The 17,083-nt window shown below is 44.8% G+C and carries 19 protein-coding genes and 2 pseudogenes; 10 read left to right on the forward strand and 11 right to left on the reverse strand.

The window, feature by feature from the left end:
* The first annotated feature begins 28 nt into the window (after window positions 1-28).
* The 4 genes from EYQ95_RS03310 to EYQ95_RS03325 all read left to right on the forward strand — a co-directional run bounded on the left by EYQ95_RS03310 (window position 29) and on the right by EYQ95_RS03325 (window position 1,853).
* Window positions 29-691 (forward strand): Bax inhibitor-1/YccA family protein, encoded by a 663-nt coding sequence (locus EYQ95_RS03310; protein WP_111914125.1) that lies wholly within the window; start codon window positions 29-31, stop codon window positions 689-691.
* Between the two features lie 95 nt (window positions 692-786).
* Window positions 787-1,143 carry a DsrE family protein gene (locus EYQ95_RS03315; protein ID WP_111914124.1) on the forward strand — a complete coding sequence of 119 codons (357 nt, stop codon included), beginning with the start codon at window positions 787-789 and terminating at the stop codon, window positions 1,141-1,143.
* Window positions 1,127-1,468: a hypothetical protein gene (locus EYQ95_RS03320; RefSeq protein WP_111914123.1), complete on the forward strand. Its 342-nt coding sequence runs from the start codon at window positions 1,127-1,129 to the stop codon at window positions 1,466-1,468. The genes EYQ95_RS03315 and EYQ95_RS03320 overlap by 17 nt, the downstream gene beginning before the upstream one ends.
* A gap of 55 nt (window positions 1,469-1,523) precedes the next feature.
* Window positions 1,524-1,853, forward strand: coding sequence for a TusE/DsrC/DsvC family sulfur relay protein (locus EYQ95_RS03325; RefSeq protein ID WP_111914122.1), 330 nt, complete (start codon window positions 1,524-1,526; stop codon window positions 1,851-1,853).
* Window positions 1,854-1,867: 14 nt separating this feature from the next.
* Here the strand turns inward: EYQ95_RS03325 and serS are convergent, their stop codons facing one another.
* The 8 genes and pseudogenes from serS to lrp all read right to left on the reverse strand — a co-directional run bounded on the left by serS (window position 1,868) and on the right by lrp (window position 9,052).
* Entirely contained in the window at window positions 1,868-3,163 is a 1,296-nt protein-coding gene (gene serS / locus EYQ95_RS03330) for a serine--tRNA ligase (protein WP_111914121.1), read from the reverse strand.
* 28 nt (window positions 3,164-3,191) lie between these two features.
* On the reverse strand, window positions 3,192-3,566 hold the full coding sequence (locus EYQ95_RS03335; RefSeq protein WP_111914120.1) for a CrcB family protein: 375 nt from the start codon (window positions 3,564-3,566) through the stop codon (window positions 3,192-3,194).
* A 10-nt stretch (window positions 3,567-3,576) separates the two neighbouring features.
* Window positions 3,577-3,972 (reverse strand): CrcB family protein, encoded by a 396-nt coding sequence (locus tag EYQ95_RS03340; RefSeq protein ID WP_111914119.1) that lies wholly within the window; start codon window positions 3,970-3,972, stop codon window positions 3,577-3,579.
* The gene (locus tag EYQ95_RS03345) at window positions 3,959-5,308 is read right to left on the reverse strand and encodes a replication-associated recombination protein A (protein WP_207916208.1); all 1,350 of its coding nucleotides are present in this window, start codon (window positions 5,306-5,308) and stop codon (window positions 3,959-3,961) included. The genes EYQ95_RS03340 and EYQ95_RS03345 overlap by 14 nt, the downstream gene beginning before the upstream one ends.
* Before the next feature lie 16 nt (window positions 5,309-5,324).
* The gene (lolA, locus tag EYQ95_RS03350; RefSeq protein WP_111914118.1) at window positions 5,325-5,945 is read right to left on the reverse strand and encodes an outer membrane lipoprotein chaperone LolA; all 621 of its coding nucleotides are present in this window, start codon (window positions 5,943-5,945) and stop codon (window positions 5,325-5,327) included.
* Window positions 5,946-5,963: 18 nt separating this feature from the next.
* Window positions 5,964-7,451, reverse strand: a pseudogene (locus tag EYQ95_RS03355) (DNA translocase FtsK); the annotation flags it as partial.
* A gap of 501 nt (window positions 7,452-7,952) precedes the next feature.
* Window positions 7,953-8,468 (reverse strand): annotated as a pseudogene (locus EYQ95_RS26715) (DNA translocase FtsK 4TM domain-containing protein); the annotation flags it as partial.
* 98 nt (window positions 8,469-8,566) lie between these two features.
* Window positions 8,567-9,052: a leucine-responsive transcriptional regulator Lrp gene (lrp, locus tag EYQ95_RS03360; RefSeq protein WP_111914116.1), complete on the reverse strand. Its 486-nt coding sequence runs from the start codon at window positions 9,050-9,052 to the stop codon at window positions 8,567-8,569.
* Between the two features lie 153 nt (window positions 9,053-9,205).
* Between lrp and ald the strand changes: the two genes are divergently transcribed.
* From ald to infA, 4 genes are all read left to right on the forward strand, one after another.
* Window positions 9,206-10,336: an alanine dehydrogenase gene (ald, locus tag EYQ95_RS03365; protein ID WP_111914115.1), complete on the forward strand. Its 1,131-nt coding sequence runs from the start codon at window positions 9,206-9,208 to the stop codon at window positions 10,334-10,336.
* A 110-nt stretch (window positions 10,337-10,446) separates the two neighbouring features.
* Window positions 10,447-11,403 carry a thioredoxin-disulfide reductase gene (trxB, locus tag EYQ95_RS03370; protein ID WP_111914114.1) on the forward strand — a complete coding sequence of 319 codons (957 nt, stop codon included), beginning with the start codon at window positions 10,447-10,449 and terminating at the stop codon, window positions 11,401-11,403.
* Between the two features lies 1 nt (window position 11,404).
* Window positions 11,405-12,169 carry a leucyl/phenylalanyl-tRNA--protein transferase gene (gene aat, locus EYQ95_RS03375; protein ID WP_111914113.1) on the forward strand — a complete coding sequence of 255 codons (765 nt, stop codon included), beginning with the start codon at window positions 11,405-11,407 and terminating at the stop codon, window positions 12,167-12,169.
* 55 nt (window positions 12,170-12,224) lie between these two features.
* Window positions 12,225-12,443: a translation initiation factor IF-1 gene (gene infA / locus EYQ95_RS03380; RefSeq protein WP_111914112.1), complete on the forward strand. Its 219-nt coding sequence runs from the start codon at window positions 12,225-12,227 to the stop codon at window positions 12,441-12,443.
* A gap of 110 nt (window positions 12,444-12,553) precedes the next feature.
* Here the strand turns inward: infA and clpA are convergent, their stop codons facing one another.
* Both clpA and clpS read right to left on the reverse strand, forming a co-directional pair.
* Entirely contained in the window at window positions 12,554-14,833 is a 2,280-nt protein-coding gene (gene clpA, locus EYQ95_RS03385; protein WP_111914111.1) for an ATP-dependent Clp protease ATP-binding subunit ClpA, read from the reverse strand.
* A 22-nt stretch (window positions 14,834-14,855) separates the two neighbouring features.
* Window positions 14,856-15,173, reverse strand: coding sequence for an ATP-dependent Clp protease adapter ClpS (gene clpS / locus EYQ95_RS03390; protein ID WP_111914110.1), 318 nt, complete (start codon window positions 15,171-15,173; stop codon window positions 14,856-14,858).
* Window positions 15,174-15,424: 251 nt separating this feature from the next.
* Here clpS and cspD point away from each other — a divergent pair, with 251 nt between their 5' ends.
* Window positions 15,425-15,640, forward strand: coding sequence for a cold shock domain-containing protein CspD (cspD, locus tag EYQ95_RS03395; protein ID WP_111914109.1), 216 nt, complete (start codon window positions 15,425-15,427; stop codon window positions 15,638-15,640).
* A 63-nt stretch (window positions 15,641-15,703) separates the two neighbouring features.
* Here the strand turns inward: cspD and yejK are convergent, their stop codons facing one another.
* Complete coding sequence (gene yejK / locus EYQ95_RS03400; protein WP_111914108.1) at window positions 15,704-16,780, reverse strand: nucleoid-associated protein YejK; 1,077 nt, start codon at window positions 16,778-16,780, stop codon at window positions 15,704-15,706.
* Between the two features lie 75 nt (window positions 16,781-16,855).
* Between yejK and EYQ95_RS03405 the strand changes: the two genes are divergently transcribed.
* Window positions 16,856-17,074: a DUF1414 domain-containing protein gene (locus EYQ95_RS03405; protein WP_111914107.1), complete on the forward strand. Its 219-nt coding sequence runs from the start codon at window positions 16,856-16,858 to the stop codon at window positions 17,072-17,074.
* The last annotated feature ends 9 nt before the right edge of the window (window positions 17,075-17,083 follow it).

Below are 17,083 nucleotides of genomic sequence, written 5' to 3' on the forward strand. Positions count from 1 at the left end.
GTAAATAACACTTTAAGGAGTGCGACTCATGAACAATCCAACAGTGCAAACGGCAGGCCGCGAATCTACCCTGGCCGTCAATAAAGTACTGCGGAACACATATACCCTGCTAGCGCTGTCATTGGCTTTCAGTGCTGTTGTAGCCGGTATTAGCGGCATGATGAACCTACCGTATCCTGGGTTCCTTATTACGATTGTTGGCTTTTATGGCTTGCTATTTGCCATTCATAAAACAGCCAATAGTGGCGCAGGTATTGCGTTTGTATTCGCACTCACAGGCTTCATGGGTTACACCATTGGACCAATATTGAACATGGTTGTAGCTAATGGTGGTGCCGACATCGTTATGGTTGCTATGGGTGGTACTGCACTTATATTCTTTGCGCTTTCAGGCTACATTCTTACTACTAAGAAAGATATGAGTTTTCTTGGCGGTATGATGGTTGCCGGCTTCTTTGTACTACTGATCGGTATTGTAGCGAATATATTTCTGCAGCTTCCAGCACTTAGCTTGGCACTGAGCTGCCTATTTATACTGTTCTCGTCTGGTGCAATTTTAATGCAAACCAGCGAAATAGTTCGCGGTGGTGAAAGAAACTACATTCTCGCAACCACGACGTTGTTCGTATCTATTTATAACATCTTCGTGAGTTTGCTGAGCTTACTGTCAGCATTCGGCGGCGACGATTAAACGCTAGATTAAGTCCTTTAAAAACGCCCTTCGGGGCGTTTTTTTATGCCTTCGAAAGCAGTAAACTAAGTTCATTATTTATTTAAGAGCGTGTTATGGCATCTTATATTTTATTGGTGAAGTCGGCTCCAAGTGAGCAAGAGCAAATGCAACAGGCACTTAAGCGCGTGCACGAAATCACATCGAATCAAGACTCGCTAGTTCAGGTGTTTTTTTATGGTCCAAGTACAGTTATTGCTCGAAACGATCACATCGATGGAGCAATTCAGGCACTTCAACAACAATGGTTAAACTTGAAAGCTCCCCTTGTTGCCTGTGCAACAGTGGGCGCTCATTATGGTTTGGTAGCTCCACCAGAGCTTAACGCAAACCTAGCACAAGGCTTTGAAGCCGGTGGATTAACAGAGTTTATGAGCCGTTTAGTGGAGGCTGATCATGTCGAACAATTTTAAATACACCGTATTGTTCACGATTCGCTCTGGCGCTGATACATCGAGTGCTAGAGAAGCCGTCGACATGATCATTGCTGCGTTGAGTATGGACATTGCTGTGGCTGTAGTATTTGAACCGTCAGCTGTAAAAATTCTCGATCTAAAGTCCGAGTACAGCGATCGTTATAAGAAATTACCAATGCTTGAGGACATCTTTGATTTAGATACGGCGTTCCTTTTGAATCTGCAGCCACCGGAAGAAACTGCCCTCGAGGATATTAAAACCATTACAGATCACGAACTAGACCAGTTACACTCTAATTCTAAGCATCACATTTGTTTTTAACTGAGCATTAAATTGGGCATTGTTTTTAACTGGGAAAGAAAAGGAAAGCAGCAAAGTGTTTGAAGTCAATGGCAGCACCTATGAAACCGACAAACATGAATACCTACTTCATTTTGAGCAGTGGAATGAAACGCTTGCTGAACACATCGCTACTTTAGAAAACATTGAGCTTTCACCAGAGCACTGGGAAGTGGTTAACTTTGTCCGTGAATTTTACCAAGAATACGATACTAGCCCGGCTATGCGGGTGCTTGTTAAAGCCGTAGCGAAGAAGCTAGGCGAAGATAAAGGGAACAGCCGCTATTTATACAGTTTGTTCCCTAAAGGTCCAGCAAAGCAAGCCACACGAATTGCGGGTTTACCCAAACCCGCAAAGTGTATTTAAGGCTACTTTTATAACTATTCTGGTTTTATTTGTTCAATGCCACCCATGTAAGGCCTTAATACCTCAGGAATAACAACCGAACCGTCGGCTTGCTGGTAGTTTTCAAGTACTGCAACCAGTGTACGCCCTACTGCTAAGCCAGAACCATTCAAGGTGTGTAAAAGTTCTGGTTTCTTTGCGCCTTTACGTCTAAAACGAGCCTGCATACGACGAGCTTGGAAATCACCCATGTTAGAACACGAACTTATCTCACGGTACGCATTCTGTGCGGGTAACCATACCTCAAGGTCATATGTTTTTGTTGCGCCAAAGCCCATATCGCCTGTACATAACAGTACTTTACGATAAGGTAAGTTTAGCGCCTGCAAAATACCTTCAGCATGCGACGTTAAAGCCTCTAAAGCATCCATAGACTCTTCTGGCTTAACTACTTGCACTAGCTCTACTTTGTCAAACTGGTGCTGACGAATTAAACCACGCGTGTCGCGACCATGAGAACCAGCTTCACTACGGAAACATGGTGTATGCGCTGTAAACCTCAAAGGTAATTGCTCTTCGTCAACAATTTCGTCGCGTACGAAGTTGGTTAGCGGCACTTCAGCAGTAGGAATAAGTGACATTGCAACACGATCTTGGCTTTCACCGTCTACATGAAACAAGTCTTCACCGAACTTAGGAAGCTGCCCTGTACCCATTAATGAGTCGTGATTCACAATATAAGGCACGTAGGCTTCTGTATAACCATTGTCTTCGGTATGAGTGTTGAGCATGAACTGAGCTAAAGCACGGTGTAAACGGGCTACTGCGCCGCGCATAACAACAAATCGAGCACCTGTAAGCTTAGTTGCGGTTTCAAAGTCTAAACCGTTTGCAAGCTTAGCCGCCACGTCTACATGGTCTGCCACTTCAAAATCAAATGATGGAACTTCACCGAAAGTCGCAATTTCTTTATTTTCACTTTCGTCTGCACCATCGGGCACGCTCTCGTCCGGAAGGTTTGGCACACCCGCTATAATGTCTTGTATCGCAGCTTGTACTTCACTGAGTTGAGCTTTGGCTGCGTCTAATTGGTCGCCAAGGTCGCCTACTTCTGCCAGCAAAGGTGCAATGTCTTCCCCTTGCGCTTTCGCCTTACCAATCATTTTAGAGCGGCTATTACGCTCACTTTGCAGGGTTTCGGTTTTAACCTGTATGGACTTACGTTCTGCTTCTAAGCCTTTCAGTTTTTCCACGTCGAGAGTGAATCCTCGGCGCGCTAATTTTTTCGCAGTTTCTTCTATTCCTTCACGGAAATGACTGGCGTCCAACATATAAGAGTTCCTAACTTTACTACTTCAATTATTCCAAGCGTTTGCCTACGTGCAAACCTAACAAAAAGCCCGCTGTGCATAATAACAGCGTGGCTGCTAACCAAAACCCAATATAAACGTATTCCTGTTGCTGCCCATAAACCATAAGTTCATAGACAAAACCCGCGAATGTAGTCGTTCCGCCAGCAATACCTGCAACATGGAATTGAAACCAATGCGAGGACAATTTATTTGTGCGGCAAAACTGCACTATTGTTCCTGCGTAGCCACAACCCAATATGTTAACGAGGAGCAGCATAAAAGGGAAATATTCTGTCTCAAAAGTAAGAAAAAGAATACGTAGCAAGCTTCCGATTATAGCTCCAGCAAATACAAAACCGAGAGACTTCATGTACGTCGTCATTGCATAGCTCCTACTGTAAGCCTGTATGAAGCCATGAAAACCCGTAAAACCCTGCTGAATATGCAACTAAACCAGTAGCAACAGACACAAAGATAAAGCGAAATATTGCACTACGACCTTGTACCAAGAGCTTTTGCCCATCGATAAACAAGCCCGACAGCGTTGTTAAACCCGCGATAGCCCCCAACCAGAAAAACTGTGCAGCAGTGAGGTTATTAAGATCAAAATCTAAAAAATTAAGGAACAGCCCCAAAGAAAAACAACCGAGTATATTTGCAGCGAGATTCCCCAACCAAAAAAGCCGAGAGAGCCGAGAGAAGCTATAAACGCTGGTATAGCGGCACAAAGCGCCTAGCCCGCCACCAAGCGTTCCCCATAGTAGTAACGTTCCATTAATCGTCATCATGCAAAGGCCTATGCCATTCGCTTTGTTGATCTAGCCCTTTCAACCACTCCAATTTTTCTTTTATTTTCGCCTCGAGACCGCGGTCAGAAGGCTGGTAGAACGCCTGTTCAGCCATCGCGCCTGGCAAATACCGCTCACCTGGAACGTACGCATGCTGTTCATTATGCGCATAGCGGTAAGACTGCCCGTAACCTTCAGCTTCATGTACTTTCGTTGGAGCATTCCGCAAATGTGGTGGTACCGGGTAGTCAGGCCCTTCCTTCACTTTTGCCATCATGGTGTTAAATGCCTGGTACACAGCATTGCTTTTTGCTGCAACTGCGCAATAAATTGTTGCCTGAGCAATTGCCCTCTCGCCTTCAGCAGGCCCCACTCGATGAAACGTATCCCAAGCATTCATGGCGAGCTGCATCGCTCTTGGGTCCGCATTACCTATATCTTCTGAGACGATAGCGAGTAACCTTCTTGCTATGACTAGTGGCTCACCACCGGCAGCTAAAAATCGACAATACCAATATAAAGCGCCGTCTGGAGAAGAGCCGCGAACCGACTTATGAAAGGCGGAAAGAAGGTCGTAATAAGCGTCGCCACCATTGTCAAAAGCAATAGCACGCTCGCCACTCACTTCTTCAATAAGCGCCTTAGTTATTACACCCGCATCGCCTTCAATAAAGTCTGAAGCTATTTCTAGGTAATTCAGCGACTTTCGCGCATCGCCCGCTGTAATACGCAGAAGGAATTCAACCGCATCGTTATCAATCGATAAATTTTTGTCGCCAAGGCCGCGCTCTGTGTCAGTTAAAGCTCGGCGAATAAGGTTTTCGATGTCTGTTTCATCAAGAGCTTTTAAACGATACACACGCGCCCGTGAAAGGAGTGCGTTATTTAATGCAAAACCAGGGTTTTCGGTGGTAGCCCCGACAAAAACGACCGTTCCGTCTTCGATGTGCGGTAAGAAGGCATCTTGTTGGCTTTTATTAAACCTGTGAACTTCATCTACAAACAGCATGGTTTGATATTGTCCACGAACACTTTTAGCTTGCTCAATCGCAGCACGAATATCTTTGACACCGGAAGTAACCGCAGAAATTTTTACAACGTGCGCATCTGCTTGGCTAGCCATCATTTCAGCTAACGTGGTTTTCCCGGTTCCTGGCGGGCCCCAAAATATCATGGAGTGGAGTTTGCCGGAGGCAATCGCTTTGTGAAGCGGTTTGCCCTCACCGACTAAATGCCGTTGCCCTACGTAGTCATTTAAACTCGTTGGGCGCATACGTGCGGCTAGCGGTTGGTAGGCATCCTGGCTGTCGTCTGCGAAAGACATCTGTTTAACCATCGCACTAACCTTTGGTTTATCTTTGGTCGTCTACCATAACCCCTTCCGGGATTTGAAACTCGAAAATGTTGGAATCTACGCTGTCATTCACTTGAAGGTTAGTGAAGGTGATGACACTAAATTGATTCATTCCTGTCTGAATATGCAGTCCCTGCAAGACACCATCAGGTGAAAAGTTCATGCGTAAAGACTGAGATTCATCTTCACCTTGAATACTCCACTCTAAGTTATCTCGCGTAACCCTCATTCCCTCAAGTTCTGCACTTGTTTCAAGGAGTACGAGCAATGCATTAGACTCGGTCATTTGTTGTTGGTCAAACAAAGACACTTGCTCTATAAAGGGGTCGTAGTACCACAAAGTTTCACCATCAGCGACCAATGTGGAAGGTTCCGGTGACAGGGTTTCCCAACGTAACAGTGAGTCTCTAGCCAACACGAAGTTGCCCGACAAGCTTTGCAGTACTTCGTTATTTTCGTAAACCGTTTGCTCGAAATCTCCCGCAAGCGTTTCAATTTGGTCTAAATTCGCTTTTAAACTTGTCAGAGCTTCACTCTGTTCTTGTTGCGCTTGCACTGAAAGCACCGTGAGTGCGCAACCTACTGTAATAAGGATTACAAACCTTTTGAAGTACTGCATATGTAGCCTCTACATCCGTTAAAAGTCACGCGGAGCACGAGGGGCTAATACTTCCCGCGCACCGCCTGGGCCTGCTGATGATACGACACCACTAACTTCCATTTGTTCAACAATGCGCGCCGCCCGATTGTAACCAATTCTAAATTGGCGCTGCACCGATGACACCGAAACCCGTCCTTTTTCCGTTACAAAAGCGACAGCTTCGTCGTATAACGGATCAGACTCTGCGTCTTCGTCACTGCTTTCACCAGGTAGTAACGTATCTTCATTCGCATCACCGCTAAGAATTTCTTCTAGGTAATTCGGTTTACCTCGTGCTTTCCAGTCACCTACTACGGCATGTACTTCATGATCGTCAACAAATGCCCCATGAACACGAGTAGGAACACCAGAACCTGGCGGTAAGTAAAGCATGTCACCCTGCCCCAACAATTGTTCTGCGCCCGGTTGGTCGAGTATCGTTCTCGAGTCTACTTTTGACGACACTTGGAAAGCCATACGGGTAGGTATATTGGCCTTAATTAAGCCCGTAATAACGTCTACTGAAGGTCTTTGCGTAGCCAACACTAAGTGAATACCCGCAGCTCGCGCTTTTTGAGCGATACGCGCGATGAGCTCTTCAACTTTCTTCCCTACAATCATCATCATGTCAGCGAACTCGTCTACAACCACGACAATGTAAGGCAGTTTTTCTAGCTCTGGCGCTTCAACGTCCATAGAGTCTGTAGGCTTCCAGAGTGGATCTTTTATAGGTTGACCTTGCTCTTTGGCGTCCAAAACTTTGGCGTTATAGCCTTTGAGGTTTCGAACACCCAGCGCCGACATTAACTTATAACGACGCTCCATTTCTCCAACACACCAACGCAGCGCATTAGCTGCATCTTTCATGTCGGTAACCACTTCAGCAAGTAAGTGTGGAATACCTTCGTATACAGACAACTCAAGCATTTTAGGGTCGATCATAATAAGGCGCACGTCTTCTGGCTGTGACTTATACAGCAAGCTAAGAATCATGACGTTAACACCAACCGACTTACCTGAGCCGGTTGTACCCGCAACGAGTAAATGTGGCATTTTGGCAAGATCAACCACAACCGGTTTCCCGGAGATATCCTTACCTAATACCATGGTGAGTGGCGAGGCTGAGTTTTGGAATGCGTCACATGACAAAACTTCGTGTAGCTGCACAATCTCTCGGTGTTTGTTCGGCAATTCCAACCCTACATAGGACTTACCAGGAATTACCTCAACTACACGCACAGCGATAGCCGACAAACTGCGAGCTATATCTTTTGCAAGATTAGATATTTTGGAAACTTTTACCCCTGGCGCCAAGTCGAGCTCAAATCGAGTTATAACAGGCCCAGGTTGAACACCTGCAACGTGAACGTCTACACCAAAGTCTTTCAATACCGACTCTACAGTACGACTTATTTGATCTAGCTCTTCTTGTGAAAGTGGATTTTCCTGTTGGTTTGGTCTGTCTAGTAAGGCAAGTGACGGTAATGGATCAACATATCGGCTTGGCTCTTCAGTAGCCTCTTCTTGGTCAGCTTCATCGCTTTCATCGTCATTCTGTTCAGGCGCTACCGTATCGTCTTCGAAGTCGCAGCTATCCCCGGTATCGACGTCAGCTTCTTCGTAGTCTTCATCAAAATCATCGGTGTCATTTTCATGGTGCGCAATGTTGCCAACGCGACGCTCGAGTTCATCATCATCGATCTCTGGTGCTGACGTAGTGATCGACGGAATATCTTCATCAATGGCAGGCTCTACGCGTCCATCGTTCCATGGTACGTCGTCGCTTTCCTCTTGTACGCTTTCTACCTTATCTTGCTTTTCACCCTTACGATTCCAAAACGCGAGTTTACTTGCCAACGCTTGTATTCTTAATAACCAAACAGAGGGTTCTTTTGGAGCTTTTTGCGGTGCAGGCTCTGCCGAGCTTTGGCTAAAGCGGTTATAAATCCACAAACCTGCAGTAATGGTTCCTTGTCCGATGGCATCGACAACTTTCAGCCAAGAAAGTCCGGTCATCAGCGTAATTCCAGTGAGCACAAAAGTAAGCAGCAATAATAACGTGCCTGGCACATTGAAGTACGGCACCATGGCGCTTACCAGTACATCACCAAATATGCCACCTGCAGAAAACGAGAACACGGGTCCCACATGAATGCTAAATATGCCAGTGGCACCTGCAACCACAAGAACCACACCAATTAAACGGAGGCCGAGTGTTAAAAAATCGATTTCAGTCACTTCACGGGGACGGTAAAAAATAAAATAACCGGCAAGCATAAGCAGGAATGGCATGGCGTAAGCCATAATTCCGAATACGAATAACAAAACATCAGCAAACCAAGCGCCTATTGGCCCGGCAGCATTCTGTATTTCTTGGGTATAACCTGCCTGTGTCCAACCGGGATCAGCGGGGTGAAACGTAAGTAACGAAGTGAGAAGAAAGATACTTAATGCGCTAACAAGTATTAAACCGGCTTCTAATAGTCTTTGTATGCCTGTCATGTAGTTTTTATTCCTTTAGAACACAACCTACTTTATAATTTTTATATGCTGCAATCACTATACAGCATAAGAATAGCGAGGTGGATGCCTCATAAAAATTAATTACGAATCACCACTTTGTTACCCTGCTTCACCGCCTCCATAACCACGTAGGTTCGCGACTCATTTACACCTGGCATATTCAAAATGGTTTCCCCAAGTAACTTTCTGTACGCAGCCATATCGGCAACACGAGCTTTGAGTAAAAAGTCGAAATCACCAGACACTAAATGACACTCTAACACCTCATCTGTTTTTTGTGCGGCTTCGCTGAAGTCAGCGAAAGAGTCGGTCGAGGTTCTACTTAAGGTTATTTCTACAAAAACCAATAAAGGTGAGCCTAGCTTGTCAGGATTTATTTTGGCGGTATAACCTTCAATAACACCAAGCTTTTCAAGCTTTTTAACCCTTTCAAGACAAGGCGTAGGACTTAATCCCACCGCTTTCGCTAAAGCCGTATTGGTGATTCTTCCGTCATCTTGCAGAATGCGCAATATTTTACGGTCTATGCGATCGATGGTTATTTTATCTTCAAATTCAGACACAGTTGGTTATTTCCACTATTTTTAAAATAATTAACAGCATTTTAGTCTTTTTAGAGCATAAACAAAAGTGAGTCACACTACACATGGCTAGGCTATACTTTGCGCAAATTTTTCTTGGCCTTTTACTAGCCCTAATTAAAGAAGGACTACCTCATGTTAGTTGGTGTACCTAAAGAGATAAAAAACCACGAATACCGTATTGGCTTGTCTCCTGCTGCTGTGCGCGAATATGTAGCTCACGGTCACGAAGTTATCGTAGAGCGCGACGGTGGTCTTGCGATTGGTTTTACCAATGAAGACTATGAGCAAGCTGGTGCAAAAATTATTGACACGCCAGAGGAAATTTTCGCGACTGCAGAAATGATCGTGAAAGTTAAAGAGCCACAGCCAAACGAATGTAAACAACTACGTGAAGGCCAAATTCTTTACACCTACCTACATTTAGCACCAGACCCAGAGCAAACACGTTTGTTGGCAGAAGCTGGTGTAACAGCGATTGCTTACGAAACAGTAACCGACAGCCGTGGTGGCTTGCCTCTATTGGCGCCAATGAGCGAAGTTGCTGGTCGCATGTCTATTCAAGCTGGTGCACACCACTTGGAAAAAGCACAAGGTGGTAGCGGTACATTGCTTGGTGGTGTTCCTGGTGTAGCACCTGCGCAAGTGCTTATCATTGGTGGCGGTGTTGTAGGTACGAACGCTGCGAAAATGGCCATTGGTATGGGCGCAGACGTAACTATATTAGATCGTTCACTAACCCGTATGCGTGAACTAGACGACATCTTTGATGGCCGTGTGAAAACCATCTTCTCTACTGTTGACGCTATCGACCACTTCTCTCGTCAAGCAGACCTTGTTGTAGGTGCAGTACTTATTCCAGGTGCGGCAGCTCCAAAATTGCTTACTCGTGAGCACATTAAACAAATGAAGCCTGGTTCTGTATTGGTTGACGTTGCTATAGACCAAGGCGGTTGCTTTGAAACTTCTAAAGCAACAACGCACCAAGACCCAACTTATATTGTTGATGACGTTGTACATTACTGCGTGGCTAACATGCCAGGTGGCGTAGCAAGAACTTCAACTATTGCGTTGAACAATGCGACATTGCCACATGGTATTGCTATCGCAAACGACGGCTTGGTTGCCCTTGAGCGTGATAAAAATCTTCTAAACGGCTTGAATATGCACCGTGGTGACATTACCTATAAAGCAGTGCATGACGATTTAGGTGAAGAACTTGGTTTAAACTACAAAGATCCGCTAGAAGCAATTCGCGAATCGTAAAGTTTACACCCTACAAAGCACTCGGTTACTCCGGGTGCTTTACCTCTTCCCTGCTCTTGCCTAGAATACCGAATCATTTTATTTAACAGAACGCCCTACGGAGCATCTGAATGTCTGAAGTAAAGCATTGTAAACTATTAATTTTAGGGTCTGGACCTGCTGGTTATACAGCTGCTGTTTATGCAGCTCGCGCGAACTTAAACCCGGTACTCGTAACGGGTATGCAACAAGGCGGTCAGTTAACCACCACAACTGAAGTAGAGAACTGGCCAGGCGATCCAGAAGGCTTAACTGGACCTGACTTAATGGTTCGTATGCAACAGCACGCAGAGCGCTTCAACACAGAGATCATTTTCGATCACATTAACGAAGTAGCGCTTACAGAGCGTCCTTTCCGTTTGAAAGGTGACAGTGGTGAATACACTTGCGACGCGTTAATCATTGCTACTGGTGCTTCAGCTAAATACTTAGGCTTACCCTCAGAAACTGCATTCCAAGGCCGTGGAGTGAGTGCATGTGCTACTTGTGACGGTTTCTTCTACCGCGGACAAGAGGTTTGTGTTGTAGGTGGCGGAAACACTGCTGTTGAAGAAGCACTATACCTTTCAAATATTGCTGAAACTGTTCATGTCATTCACCGTCGCGACAGCTTCCGTTCAGAGAAAATTCTTGCTGATCGCCTCATGGCAAAAGCGAAGAATGGCAATATCAAGCTTCATCTAAACAAAACCTTAGAAGAAGTTGTAGGTGATGACGCAGGTGTGACTGGCGTTAAATTACGCGACACACAAAATGACGAAATCAGTGATTTGTCGGTACACGGCGTATTTATCGCCATTGGCCACCAGCCAAACACACAAATGTTTGAAGGCCAACTGAATATGGAAAATGGCTACATTAAAGTTCATTCAGGCACCGACGGCAACGCTACCCAAACAAGTATTCCGGGTGTTTTCGCTGCGGGTGACGTGAGCGACCATATTTATCGTCAAGCAATAACTTCAGCCGGTACAGGCTGTATGGCGGCTCTCGACGCAGAGCGCTACCTTGACGCGCTAGATAAGTAATATGGAGAAGCCCGAACTTAGGTTTGGGCTTTTTTTCGTGCTTAGTCAACTCTCCCCTCTTTCACTTGATTTTCCTCCTGTAGAAAATTCACTCGTCGATCCAAATGGCTTGCTGGCGTTTGGCGGCGACTTATCTACGCCTAGACTAATAGCTGCCTATGAGCACGGGATCTTTCCTTGGTTTTGCGATGGCGAACCCATCATGTGGTGGTCTCCTAATCCACGAACTGTTTTTCTACCAGGGCAACTGCACGTCAGTAGAAGTCTTAAAAAGTTTGTTCGCAAGACAACCTTTTCTTACTCGATCAACCAAGCGTTTGAGGAAGTTATTCAGGCTTGTGCAGAAGTTCATGAAGAGAAAACAGGCACATGGATTACGGAAGAAATGATAAATGCTTACGTAGAGCTTCACCAATTAGGAAAAGCCCACTCTGTTGAAGTTTGGCAGGATAACGAATTGGTCGGCGGATTATATGGTGTTTTAGTGGGTAGTACATTTTGTGGGGAAAGCATGTTCCATAAAGCTACAAACGCTTCAAAATGTGCGCTTTTAGCATTAGAGACACACTTAAGTCCAGCCGGGTTAAAACTTATCGACTGCCAGGTACCCAATGAGCATTTGTATTCATTGGGCGCAATTGATCTACCTAGACACCAATACATTCAACAACTCAATTTGGGTAAAGCCACACAAATTTTAAACCGGTTTCTTGCACCACAAGCCATAATGATGAACGAGTTGGCAATTTCGACAGAAACGCGCTAAAATCCCCCGCGTTTGAAAATCAGCCAGAATGTACAGATAAATATCCGAGGAATGAATGGCGAAAGAAGATAGTATTGAAATGCAGGGAGTTATCCTTGAAACACTCCCAAACACCATGTTCCGTGTTGAGCTAGAAAACGGTCACGTGGTGACTGCGCACATCTCTGGAAAAATGCGTAAGAACTACATTCGAATTCTTACTGGTGACAAAGTTACCGTACAATTAACGCCTTACGACTTAACTAAAGGTCGTATCGTTTTCAGAACACGTTAATTATTCAACGCATAGCGCTTTTTTGCGTTGTGAGCACATTATAAAAAAGCCCGACTTCAATAAGTCGGGCTTTTTCGTATCAACAGCTTTCAACCTTTTTGAAAAACCACTTATGAAGCGCTAACCGCTTCGCTCTCGTTATCATAAATAAATCGCAACTGCTCCGTTATATCCGTCGCCTCTTCATTCACAGTAACGCGTACGTTACCGCCTTGGCTCAATTTGCCAAATAGAATCTCATTGGCAAGCGGCTTTTTCAGGTGCTCTTGAATGATACGCTCCATTGGCCTTGCTCCCATAGCTTTGTCGTAGCCATTTTCAGCAAGCCATTTTCTTGCAGCACTATCCATTTCTAGAGAAACGCCTTTACGGTCTAGTTGCGCTTGTAACTCACAAATAAACTTGTCGACAACCTGAAGAATAACTTCCTCATCTAAGTGGTTGAACCAAATAATGCCATCAAGACGGTTTCTGAACTCTGGGGTAAACACCTTATTGATTTCAGACATCGCGTCGAAACTGTGGTCTTGTTGCTTAAAGCCAATAGACTTGCGCACTGTTTCACGAACACCAGCATTGGTTGTCATCACCAGCACAACGTTTCTAAAATCAGCTTTTCTACCGTTGTTGTCGGTTAATGATCCGTTATCCATAACTTGCAGCAGCACGTTATAAATATCGCTATGCGCTTTTTCTATTTCATCTAGCAACACTACGCAGTACGGGTTTTTAATCACCGCTTCAGTAAGTAAGCCACCTTGTTCATAGCCAACATATCCTGGAGGTGCACCAATTAAACGACTAACCGCATGACGCTCCATGTACTCCGACATATCAAAACGCAGGCACTCAACCCCCATAACCTTCGCTAATTGCTGCGTAACCTCTGTTTTACCCACACCGGTTGGGCCCGCAAATAAGAAAGAGCCCACAGGTTTATGTTCACTACCTAAACCAGAACGAGACAAACGAATCGCAGAGGTTAAATTGTCGATGGCTTCGTCTTGCCCAAATACCACCATTTTTAAGTTGCGATCCAATTGCGACAACATACTTTGATCGGTTCTAGACACCGACTGTGCTGGAATTCGAGCAATGCGAGCAATAATCGACTCGATGTCGCCCACGCCAATCGTTTTCTTGCGCTTTGAAGGAGGCAGCAAACGTTGGCTCGCCCCTGCTTCGTCTAAAACATCAATAGCTTTATCCGGCAAATGGCGCTCATTAATATACTTCGCTGAAAGCTCAGCCGCCGCACGAATCGCTGGTTGCGTGTAACGTATACCGTGGTGTTCTTCGTATCGGTCGCGCAATCCCATCAAAATTCGGGTTGTGTCATCTACCGACGGCTCTACCACGTCTATTTTTTGGAACCGACGCACCAACGCCCGGTCTTTCTCAAAGATATTCTTAAATTCTTGATAGGTGGTAGAGCCAATACATTTGAGCTCACCACTGCTCAGCATAGGTTTTAACAGGTTAGAAGCGTCCATTACGCCTCCCGATGCAGCACCTGCTCCTACTATGGTGTGAATTTCATCAATGAATAGAACTGCACCGTCGTTTTTGCTGAGTTCTTTGAGTAACACTTTAAAGCGCTTTTCAAAGTCGCCACGATACTTAGTACCCGCTAATAAAGCGCCCATGTCTAAACTGTAGATAGTCGCGTTACCGATAACGTCTGGAACATCACCATGAACAATCCGGTAAGCTAAACCTTCTGCGATGGCCGTTTTACCTACACCAGCTTCACCGACTAAAAGTGGATTGTTCTTTCTACGACGACACAATACTTGAACGGTACGTTCTAATTCGGCGTCACGACCGATTAACGGGTCGATACGCCCTTCTAGCGCTCGAACGTTAAGATTGGTACAAAAGCGCGCTAAATAACTCGGTTCTTTGCTATTTGCACCCTCTTCCTCAACGGCTTCTTCAGGCTCTTGCCCTTGTTCTTCGTCTAATCGAGAAATGCCATGAGAAATAAAGTTCACAACGTCTAGTCGTGTTACATCATGCTTGTTTAACAAGTAAACGGCCTGTGACTCTTGCTCACTGAAAATCGCCACCAACACATTCGCACCACTCACCTCGGAGTTACCCGAAGATTGAACATGGAATACTGCACGTTGGAGTACGCGTTGAAAACCAAGTGTAGGTTGCGTGTCTTCTTGGTCATCACCAAGTTTTGGAGTAGCTCGTTCAATATAATTTAAGAGTTCATCGCGCAGTGAATCAAAGTTCACCTCGCATGAGCGCAACGCTTCAGCTGCCTCTGGGTTGTCTAGGAGGGCTAAAAGTAGATGCTCAACGGTCATAAGCTCATGACGACGGTCACGCGCAATTTTGAAAGCATCGTTTAATGTAAGTTCCAGCGCTTTGTTCAGCATAAATGCCTCCTTACTTCATTGATTAGGCTTGCTCCATGGTACAGAGCAGAGGATGCTGATTTTCTCGAGCATACTGATTCACCTGTACTACCTTTGTTTCGGCAATTTCCGCAGAATATACACCACAAACTGCTTTTCCTTGATAATGCACCTTTAACATAACATCAGTTGCGGCTTCCTGATCAAGCTTAAAAAACCGCATTAAAACTTCAATGACAAAGTCCATTGGTGTGTAATCGTCATTGTTCAACATCACTTGGTACTGCGAGGGAGGTGTTATACCTACTACCGTCTCTTCTTCTAAGTGGTGCTCTGGTATTGAATCACTAAACTTGCTCATATCTCTTACTATAGCTGTTTCCTGACCATTTCACGCGAAATCATCAAAAAATAAATGTTAACTTTTTGTGCAAAAAGACGATAAATGCCTTGACTAATAAATAACCTACTCTAGAGTTAGAGATGGTGTCAGTTGTTATAAAAAACAACCTCCATAGGTTTATTCATAAGAAAACAAAGACATCTTTATTATAACGAAATGTTTCAACAACAGGTAAATTAGTTCGTACGACATAAGAAGGAAGTAGATGTATGGCTACCGGCAAGGTGAAATGGTTCAATAACTCCAAAGGTTTCGGTTTTATTGAAAGCGAAGATCGTAGTGGTGACATATTCGCACACTATTCCACAATTCAAATGGATGGATACAGAACGCTCAAGGCAGGTCAAGAAGTTGAATTCGAACTTCAAGAAGGTCCTAAAGGTTTGCACGCCGTCCAAATCGTTCCAAGCTCCGGTGACAATTAATACCCAATTCGTTGCAGTGAACGTTAGCGAAAAAAAATGCCAGCTATTTAGCTGGCATTTTTATTAGTCGTTTTGACCGTAAAACCGTTTTAATTGCTCTCTTAAATTCGGAGGCGTACCAGTTATGGTTAATGTATCGGTAGCAGGATCATACTGGACTCTCTCGCCGAGCATTTTCTGTTCGAACGCTACACTAAGCCCTCCGCCTTGGCCTTGGAACTTCACCAGACCACGCAGCGCGGTTTTGTCAGCTGGAAACTCCTGCGGCAATGTTACGTCTTTAGTTTGAGTATATTCTTTTAATGAAGGCGCACCGTGGTTACCAAAGCGTTCTTCGATATCGTCTACCTTTACCTTCTCGCCCTGTTGCCATTGCTCACCACAATAATCGAACACGTCCTTTTGCAAGGTTACGCCTAACTCTCTGGGCAGCTCATTATCAGAAACATAAGACTGTACTGTTTTCACCAAGCTCTCGGTGGTTTTCTTCGCGTTAAGTTGTTCTGCGCACCCCAAGAAATCCAAAAAGAAATCAGCAACTTTTCTGCCTGCTCTACCGCGAATAAAGGAGATATAGTCCATGCCGTCAACATTGGCAGCAAGTTCTGTAAGGTTAATACGTGCGGCTAGCTGTAGTTTATTCACATCCAATTGCGCACTGCGGTCTACCGATAAGTCTGGTTGCACCATTACCCCTTCGCGCACAGGAATAAAGCTAACGAGCAAGTAGCGGTCTGCTGTTTGTTCGTAGTCGGCCATCAATAAGAAGCCACTTTCAAACACTCCATAATCAGCAATTTCGTTTTTAAGCAAGCGCGCCGCCTCCTGCGAAAAATCTAAGAAGTTAGTTTCTTCTGCTAACCAGGAATCGACTAAGGTTTGGAAAGGTAATTTTTGTTCAGCGCTTGTTTCACTAGACACGGGAATATTGTCTTCGCTTTCACTATCCTCTGAAGGCTTTTCTATAAAGCGTGCGTATCCTTTTGCCGGCTTCGCGTTATACACCCGAGTAAGCTCTTCTAGTAATCCCAGAACATCACCCGTTTCTTCTAATAATTGCGGCGACAATCGCAAACCGAATTGTCCGTCGTTGTCTTGAAAAAGGTGGTGAACCACACTGGAAGTGATACTTAGTTTCATGCGCCCTCTCGCTATGCAAGCTTTCAATTTGTGTTAAACTCATTTCAATTCTAACACGGAGCGACTAGGAACCTCATGCCTGTTCAATCAAAATATTCTGCACAGCAACAAGAAGAACTTTTCGAGAATCTTTTGAATACGTTAACAGAAGAACGCGTGCCTAGAGATCTCGCACTCATGACATTGGGTAATCTGGTTACTCACGTTATTCAACAAGAAAATTCAGCACAAAGAAAAGCACAATTAGCCGAACAGTTCGGGGCAATTCTGAAGCAGTCTGTTTCTCAAAACTAAAATTACATT

It is taken from the genome of Lysobacter sp. N42 (genome assembly GCF_004344885.1).

What these genes read in the sequence shown, in the direction of transcription:
- EYQ95_RS03310 (WP_111914125.1), top strand. Translation starts at nt 29, where the DNA reads ATGAACAATCCAACAGTGCAAACGGCAGGCCGCGAATCTACCCTGGCC.
- EYQ95_RS03315 (WP_111914124.1), top strand. Translation starts at nt 787, where the DNA reads ATGGCATCTTATATTTTATTGGTGAAGTCGGCTCCAAGTGAGCAAGAG.
- EYQ95_RS03320 (WP_111914123.1), top strand. Translation starts at nt 1,127, where the DNA reads ATGTCGAACAATTTTAAATACACCGTATTGTTCACGATTCGCTCTGGC.
- serS (WP_111914121.1), bottom strand. Translation starts at nt 3,163, where the DNA reads ATGTTGGACGCCAGTCATTTCCGTGAAGGAATAGAAGAAACTGCGAAA.
- EYQ95_RS03335 (WP_111914120.1), bottom strand. Translation starts at nt 3,566, where the DNA reads ATGACGACGTACATGAAGTCTCTCGGTTTTGTATTTGCTGGAGCTATA.
- EYQ95_RS03340 (WP_111914119.1), bottom strand. Translation starts at nt 3,972, where the DNA reads ATGATGACGATTAATGGAACGTTACTACTATGGGGAACGCTTGGTGGC.
- EYQ95_RS03345 (WP_207916208.1), bottom strand. Translation starts at nt 5,308, where the DNA reads ATGGTTAAACAGATGTCTTTCGCAGACGACAGCCAGGATGCCTACCAA.
- lolA (WP_111914118.1), bottom strand. Translation starts at nt 5,945, where the DNA reads ATGCAGTACTTCAAAAGGTTTGTAATCCTTATTACAGTAGGTTGCGCA.
- ald (WP_111914115.1), top strand. Translation starts at nt 9,206, where the DNA reads ATGTTAGTTGGTGTACCTAAAGAGATAAAAAACCACGAATACCGTATT.
- trxB (WP_111914114.1), top strand. Translation starts at nt 10,447, where the DNA reads ATGTCTGAAGTAAAGCATTGTAAACTATTAATTTTAGGGTCTGGACCT.
- aat (WP_111914113.1), top strand. Translation starts at nt 11,405, where the DNA reads ATGGAGAAGCCCGAACTTAGGTTTGGGCTTTTTTTCGTGCTTAGTCAA.
- infA (WP_111914112.1), top strand. Translation starts at nt 12,225, where the DNA reads ATGGCGAAAGAAGATAGTATTGAAATGCAGGGAGTTATCCTTGAAACA.
- clpA (WP_111914111.1), bottom strand. Translation starts at nt 14,833, where the DNA reads ATGCTGAACAAAGCGCTGGAACTTACATTAAACGATGCTTTCAAAATT.
- clpS (WP_111914110.1), bottom strand. Translation starts at nt 15,173, where the DNA reads ATGAGCAAGTTTAGTGATTCAATACCAGAGCACCACTTAGAAGAAGAG.
- cspD (WP_111914109.1), top strand. Translation starts at nt 15,425, where the DNA reads ATGGCTACCGGCAAGGTGAAATGGTTCAATAACTCCAAAGGTTTCGGT.
- yejK (WP_111914108.1), bottom strand. Translation starts at nt 16,780, where the DNA reads ATGAAACTAAGTATCACTTCCAGTGTGGTTCACCACCTTTTTCAAGAC.
- EYQ95_RS03405 (WP_111914107.1), top strand. Translation starts at nt 16,856, where the DNA reads ATGCCTGTTCAATCAAAATATTCTGCACAGCAACAAGAAGAACTTTTC.